This window comes from Micromonospora sp. URMC 107 (genome assembly GCF_051386315.1).
Classification (GTDB): Bacteria; Actinomycetota; Actinomycetes; order Mycobacteriales; family Micromonosporaceae; genus Micromonospora.
Window position 1 is genome coordinate 1 of sequence record NZ_JBPQTK010000205.1, and the last position, 6,199, is coordinate 6,199.

The following is a 6,199-nucleotide window of genomic DNA, read 5'->3' on the forward strand; positions in this document are numbered from 1 at the left end:
GCTGATGGCGGCCTCCACCGTGGCCTCCGGGGTGGCCACCCAGGCCCTGGCCTACCTGGTCGAGGGCGGGCCGGAAAGCGGCTCAGCGGCGGGCCGACGGGGGTGGCGCGGCCCGGTGCGGGCGTCAGGAAGGGGCGACGCGGGCGCGGCCCGCGGCGGAGCAACCGGCGACGGGCACGACACGGCCGACTGCGGGCAGACCGCAGCTCACGGCGAGGCCGGAAGTGGGCACGGCGTGGCCGGACGGGGCTGCGAAACGGCGGCTGCCCACCGGCACGCTGCCGCGCCGGGGCACGCTGCGGCGATGATCGTCGGTGGCGGAGACGCGGTGCGTCATCGGGTCCTCCTCGGGTGTCCACGCCCTGGGGTCACTCCCGACGGCCGAAGTATCCTGGCTCCCGGATCGACGCTCTCCCCCGGCCTTCCAACCGCACACGCACGGCCGTGACTCGCGAGGGGGGATCGCTCCCCGGTGACAGTGGCGGGACCGCGCCGGAATCGCACCGGCTTCCTTCACTGCCGTCAGGCCGCGAATGCTGCCACACCCCGGGGCCGCCGGTCAACGCCACCCCGCCCGGCCAGCGACCCGGCACCTCGATCGACGAGCAACGATGGGCTGATCCATTCGCGCGGGCCTCTGGCATTGTCGTCCGACGATGCGACGTCGAGGTCTCCGAATGCGGGACGGCGGCCGGGGGAAGGCGCCCGGGTCGACCCCTTGCGGCAGCCGCGGGCATCCCGGCACCCGAGTACCGTCGCCCTTCTCCAGCAGGCACGTTCCGGCGAACGGGAACCGCCCTTCCCCACCCGACGTGCCGGCGGAGCGTTCACCACGGTCGACGTCACCTCACCGGTCGGCGGGCCCCGATTCGTGGCCCACGATCACCAGTCGCGCCCGGTCACGGGCGGAGAGCTTCGTCAGCAACCGGCCGATGTGCGGCCCCACGGCGCCCCGGCTGAGGTGCGGGTGCCGCTCGATCCCGGTGTCGGAGATCCCACGAATGATCAACGTCAACGCCTCCGTTCCCGCCGGGTCACCCCGTCGAGCCGTCCGGACCCCCGCCGCGCCGCCGGCACGCGGGCGAACTCGGCGATGAGCCGACGGGTGACGCTCGGGGCCAGCAGCGCCTCGCCGTCGGCCAGGAGGGGTGCGCCGCCGTACTCGTGGCGCGGCTCGTGCGACTCGGACGCCACGGGCGCGGCTGACGACAGGCCCGACCCTGCTGGTGAGCTGACCGCTCGCGCCCGGCGGCCCGCCCTCTCGGTCCGCCGGGGCGGTGAGGGCCGACACGTCCCTCAGGCCGGGTCGGCCGGCGCGGAGGGCCGGGACGCGACGCTCCAGGCGACGGTCGCGACCACCGCGACGACGCCGCTGAGCAGGAACGGCGCGTCGATGCCCAGGCCGGCGGCCAGCGCGCCGCCGGCGAGCGCCCCCAGCGCGGCGCAGCCGTAGGTGAGGACCCGGGAGGCGGCGACCACCCGGCCGAGCAGGTCGCCGGGCACGAGGCGCTGCCGCAGCGACAGCGCGGCCACGTTGAGGACGGCGAACGCCGCGCTGGTGCCGACGACGACGGCCACGGCGGCGCCCCGGTGCGGCGCGACGACCAGGAGCGCCGGCGCTCCGGCGGTGACCGCCATCGACCACGTCAGCACGTGCCGGTGCCGGAACCGGGCGATCAGCCGGTCGGCGGCGAGGGAGCCGGCGAGACCACCGCCCGCGCCGGTGGCCAGCAGCAGGCCGAAGCCGAGCGCGCCGAGGCCGAGGCTGTCCCGCGCGTACAGCACGAAGATCGCGAACCAGGCGCTGTCCGCGGCGGCGACGGCCGCGCCGACGAGCACGAGCGTACGGAGCACGGGTTGCCGGGCCAGCCACCGCAACCCGGCGAGCGCCCCACCCCGCGCGGGGGCGGCCGCCCCGACGGGCGGCTCGCCGGGAGCCGACGGTCCCGGGGCCGGGCGGGCGAGGGTGAGCGGCAGGGACAGCACGAGCATGACGGCCAGCGCGAGCGTGGCCCCGTTGACGGCGAAGGGCAGCGCCGCGCCGACGACGAACAGCAGCGCGCCGACGGGCGGGCCGACGAACTCGTTGCCCACGATCTCGCCCGCCACCAGCCGCCCGTTGGCCCTCTCCAGCTGCGCGTCGTCCACCAGCCGGGGGATCGCGGTCTGCGCGGCGGTGTCGCGCAGGGTCTCGCCGACACCGAGCAGGAAGGCGGCGGCGACCACGAGCCCGACCGAGGCCACGCCCGTCGCGACGGTCGCGGCCACCGCCGCCAGCACCACGACCCGGCCGGCGTCGGCGGCGGCGATCAGCGCGCGCGCCGCCCGACGGTCGGCCAACGCGCCGGCCAGCAGGCCGGTGACCAGCCACGGCAGGAACTGCGCCGCAGCCACCGCGGCGACCGCCACCGGATCGTCGCTCAGGGCGGCGGCGAGCAGGGGAAAGGCGGCCACCCGGATGCCGTCGCCCAGGTTGGCCAACGCCGCGGCGGTCCAGAACGTCCAGAAGGGACGGCCGAGGGACCGGGACCGATCAGCCATGCAGGGCACCATATCGCCCTCGGTCGGCGGGCGGCGGACCCGTCAGCGGGCGTGGCGCTCCGGGTGGGCCCGGTTCCACACCCGCATCCGCTCCGGGTAACCGGTGCGGGCGGCCTCGTACAGCGGCACCGCGTGCCTGCGGGCGATCGTCCCGGCGGCGCGCGGCGAGCCGGTGCGGCGGCGGATCCACTCGCCGTCGTGGGCGATGGCGACCACGGTGGTGTCGGTCGCCGTGGTCTCCGGCTCCAGGTAGAACTCCACGCCCCGGCGGCTGGCGACGAACGCCTCCAGCGCGGCCAGGTCCTCGCGGGTCGCCTCCCGGTCGAGCTTCGTGGGGGTCGCGTCGGTGACGCGCGACCGTCGACTGAACCAGCCCATCCCCCGCTCTCCCCTCCTCGGCGTCCTCCCAGTGCAGCACCGTTTCCTGGAACGTGGCTGCGAGCGGGGTGTGAGTGCCCTGCCAGCTGACGTCAGGTGGCCGGCGGGCGGGTGGCCGGCACCAGGGCGAGGGTGGGCAGCAGCAGCACCGGCACGACGAGCAGGGCGTGCAGCGTACCGACCCGGTCGCCGAGCAGGCCGAGCAGCGGCGGGCCGGCGAGGAACGCCGTGTAGCCGATCACGGCGACGACGCTGACCCGGGCCGGCGCCCGCCGCTCGTCGTCGGCCGCCGCGCTCATCCCGACCGGGAAGCCCAGCGACGCACCGAGCCCCCAGAGCGCGACGCCGGCCACCGCCACCGGCCCGGAGTCGGCGAGCACCGCCACGCCCGCGCCGACGGTGGCGAGCAGGATCGTGGCCGACAGGACGGGCACCCGCCCCCACCGGTCCAGCGCGACGGTGCCCGCGGTGCGGCCCAGGGTCATGCCGACGACGAAGACGCCGAAGACCGCGGCCCCGGCCGCCTCGCTCAGGTCGTGGCCGTCGATGAAGGCGACGGCCAGCCAGTCGTTGGCGCTGCCCTCGGCGAACGCCGACACCAGCACCAGCAGGCCGACGAGCAGGGTGCGGGGCTCCCGCCAGGCAGCGAGCAGTTCGCGGCGGCGCTCGGCCGGGGCGGCCGACGCGGAGGCGGTGCCGCCCTCGGCCGCCGGCAGGAACGACCGGACGGCCAGCAGCGTGCCGAGCAGCACCACCGCCGCCAGCGCGGCGAGGTGGGCGGCGACCGGCACGTCGAGGCGGGCCGCCCCGGCGCCGAGCCCGGCGCCGGCCACGGACCCGAGGCTCCACGCCGCGTGGAAGCGGGGCATGACCGTACGCCCCAGCCGCCGCTCGACCGCCGCGCCCTCGACGTTCATCGCGACGTCGCAGATGCCGGAGCCGTAGCCGAGGGCGCACAACCCCACCGCGACCCCGGCCAGGGATCCGGCCAGGGCGGCGACGCCGGTCACGGTCAGCCCGGCCGCGACGAGCAGGGTGGAGAGGGCGACCGTGCGGGCCGCCCCGAGCCGCTGGGCCACCAGGCCGGCGGTGGGCATCGCGAGCAGCGCGCCGACGGACATGGCGAGCAGGAGCAGCCCGAGCCGGCCGGCGCTGAGTTCGAGCGCGTCGCGGACGGCGGGCACCCGGGAGAACCAGGTGGCCACGGCCAGGCCGTTGAGCGCGAACACCACGGCCACACCGGTGCGGGCGGCCAGCACCGCCCGGGGTACGGCCGGGGGCGGCGCGGCGGGCGGGGCGGCGGTGCGGCTCACGGTGGCGGTCCTCTCGTGCGGGTCTGTCGCTCGATCCCACACCTGAGAGCGCTTTCAGGACAAGCCGGTGCCGCCCCTTACCGTCGGCGCGCCGGAGGGGGATGATTCGGTCGACCGTCCGCGCCGCGACGGCCGATCACGGGGAGGACCGGGGATGACGACGACACACCGACCACCGACCCTGGAGGACGTCGCCCGGGCGGCGGGGGTCTCCCGGGCCACCGCCTCGCGGGTGATCGCCGGCACGGGCTACGCCTCCCCCGCCGCCCGCGAGCGGGTGAACGTCGCCGCCGACCGGCTCGGCTACGCGCCGAACCTGGCCGCCCGCGCCCTGGTCCGGGGCACCGGCGTCCGGCTGGTGGTGGCGGTGACCGGCACCGCCGCGACGGTCCTCGACGACCCGTACGTCCACCGGGTGCTCGGCGCGTGCGCCCGGGTCTGCGCGCCGTACGGGCTCGGGGTGGCGCTGCACTGGCTGCCCACCCGGGCGCCGGGCGAGGTGCGCCGGCTGGCCGAGGACCGCAGCGTCGGCGGGATCGTCCTGATCAACACCATCGAGGCGGTGCTGGCCGCCATCCCGGCGGGGCTGCGCGGCCGGGTGGCCTCGATCGGCATCGGCTCCGCCCTCGTCCCGGCTTTCGACGTGGACAACGGCGGCGGCACCGAGGCCGTGGTCCGGCACCTGTACGCCACCGGGCGCCGCCGCATCGCCATGGTGACCGGGCCCCGCTGGCTGTCCTGCGCCGGCCGCTCGGTCGGCGCGTACCGGCGGCTGGTGCGCGACGCCGCACTGCCGGAGCGGCTGGTGCCGGGGGACTTCAGCGCGGAGCGCGGACGGGCGGCGGCCCGGGAGGTGCTGGCGCGCTGGCCGGACACGGACGCGATCGTCGGCAGCAGCGACGCGACCGCGCTCGGGGTGATCGACCAGCTGCGCGGCGACGGCGTCCAGGTGCCCGGCGACGTCGCGGTGACCGGCTTCGACGACATCCCGCTCGCCGCGATGACCACCCCCGCGCTGACCACGGCGACCCACCCGGTGACGCAGATCGCCACGGCGGCGGCGACGGCCGTGCTGGGCGGGCGGCCGGTCCCGCCGGCGACGATGTTCCCGTCCCGGCTGGTCCGGCGGGTGAGCGGATGAGCCGCCCGGGGAGAGGGAGGCACGCCGGCGCAGGGGCCACGCCAGCCCGAGGCCGTCCCGGTGGGATTGGTCGGCGGGCTGGCGGGTAACCGCCCGCGCATGCCCGCCCAGGACGAGGAGCGGTGATCCCGTGGCCGAACCCGCCCCGCCGCACCGGCAGCCGGAGGAGAACCCCCGGCACGGCCGCCTCAGGGCGCGTCCGGCGCCGCCGACCGCCCTGGCCGCCGCCGGGCTGGCGGCGCTGACCGATCCGCGGGGCGCCCCGCTGGCGATGGTGTACGCCCCGCCGCCGGTCGACGGTCCGCCGTACCGGCTGGTGCTGCTCCTGCACGGGGCGGGCGGCTCGGCCCGGCAGGGGCTGGACCTGCTGCTTCCGGTAGCCGACGCGCACCGGCTGCTGCTGGTCGCCCCGAAGGCGGTGGCGAGCAGCTGGGACCTCATCGTCGAGGGCTTCGGGGCGGACGTCCGACGCATCGACGAGCTGCTGGCCACGGTCTTCGCCGGCTACCCCGTGGCGCGGGTGGCGTTCGGCGGGTTCTCCGACGGCGCCTCGTACGCCCTCTCCCTGGGCCTGACCAACGGCGACCTGGTCGACGCGGTGGTGGCCTTCTCCCCCGGCTTCGCCGCGCCGCTGGTCACCCACGGCCGGCCCCGGATCTACGTCTCGCACGGCGCGCAGGATCCCGTCCTGCCGGTCGACGTGTGCAGCCGCCGCCTGGTCCCCCGCCTGCGCTCCCTCGGCTACGACGTCACCTACGACGAGTTCCCCGGCTCCCACGAGCTCCCCAAGCCCACCCGCACCCGCGCCACCACCTGGCTAACCCCC

The 6,199-nt window shown here is 77.3% G+C and carries 7 protein-coding genes and 1 riboswitch; of the genes, 2 read left to right on the plus strand and 5 right to left on the minus strand.

The annotated features are described in order from the left end of the window. Nucleotides 1–384: 384 nt before the first annotated feature. A riboswitch (cobalamin riboswitch) is annotated at nt 385–514 on the minus strand. A gap of 333 nt (nt 515–847) precedes the next feature. The 5 genes from ACSNN9_RS27250 to ACSNN9_RS27270 all read right to left on the minus strand — a co-directional run bounded on the left by ACSNN9_RS27250 (nt 848) and on the right by ACSNN9_RS27270 (nt 4,232). After that, a complete protein-coding gene (locus ACSNN9_RS27250) occupies nt 848–1,009 on the minus strand; it encodes a hypothetical protein (RefSeq protein WP_436676133.1) in 162 nt (53 codons plus the stop codon). A gap of 2 nt (nt 1,010–1,011) precedes the next feature. Next, entirely contained in the window at nt 1,012–1,194 is a 183-nt protein-coding gene (locus tag ACSNN9_RS27255) for a hypothetical protein (protein WP_436676135.1), read from the minus strand. 102 nt (nt 1,195–1,296) lie between these two features. Next, nucleotides 1,297–2,553 carry an MFS transporter gene (locus tag ACSNN9_RS27260; RefSeq protein ID WP_436676136.1) on the minus strand — a complete coding sequence of 419 codons (1,257 nt, stop codon included), beginning with the start codon at nt 2,551–2,553 and terminating at the stop codon, nt 1,297–1,299. Nucleotides 2,554–2,583: 30 nt separating this feature from the next. Next, nucleotides 2,584–2,919 (minus strand): hypothetical protein, encoded by a 336-nt coding sequence (locus tag ACSNN9_RS27265; RefSeq protein WP_436676137.1) that lies wholly within the window; start codon nt 2,917–2,919, stop codon nt 2,584–2,586. 92 nt (nt 2,920–3,011) lie between these two features. After that, nucleotides 3,012–4,232: an MFS transporter gene (locus ACSNN9_RS27270; protein ID WP_436676138.1), complete on the minus strand. Its 1,221-nt coding sequence runs from the start codon at nt 4,230–4,232 to the stop codon at nt 3,012–3,014. Between the two features lie 154 nt (nt 4,233–4,386). Here ACSNN9_RS27270 and ACSNN9_RS27275 point away from each other — a divergent pair, with 154 nt between their 5' ends. Both ACSNN9_RS27275 and ACSNN9_RS27280 read left to right on the plus strand, forming a co-directional pair. Beyond that, complete coding sequence (locus ACSNN9_RS27275; RefSeq protein WP_436676140.1) at nt 4,387–5,373, plus strand: LacI family DNA-binding transcriptional regulator; 987 nt, start codon at nt 4,387–4,389, stop codon at nt 5,371–5,373. A gap of 130 nt (nt 5,374–5,503) precedes the next feature. Beyond that, nucleotides 5,504–6,199 (plus strand): alpha/beta hydrolase (locus ACSNN9_RS27280; protein WP_436676141.1); only part of this gene is annotated, 696 nt, incomplete at its 3' end.

Excerpts from the sequence above, each read along its gene's own strand:
- ACSNN9_RS27260 (WP_436676136.1), bottom strand. The coding sequence starts at position 2,553 with ATGGTGCCCTGCATGGCTGATCGGTCCCGGTCCCTCGGCCGTCCCTTC.
- ACSNN9_RS27265 (WP_436676137.1), bottom strand. The coding sequence starts at position 2,919 with ATGGGCTGGTTCAGTCGACGGTCGCGCGTCACCGACGCGACCCCCACG.
- ACSNN9_RS27275 (WP_436676140.1), top strand. The coding sequence starts at position 4,387 with ATGACGACGACACACCGACCACCGACCCTGGAGGACGTCGCCCGGGCG.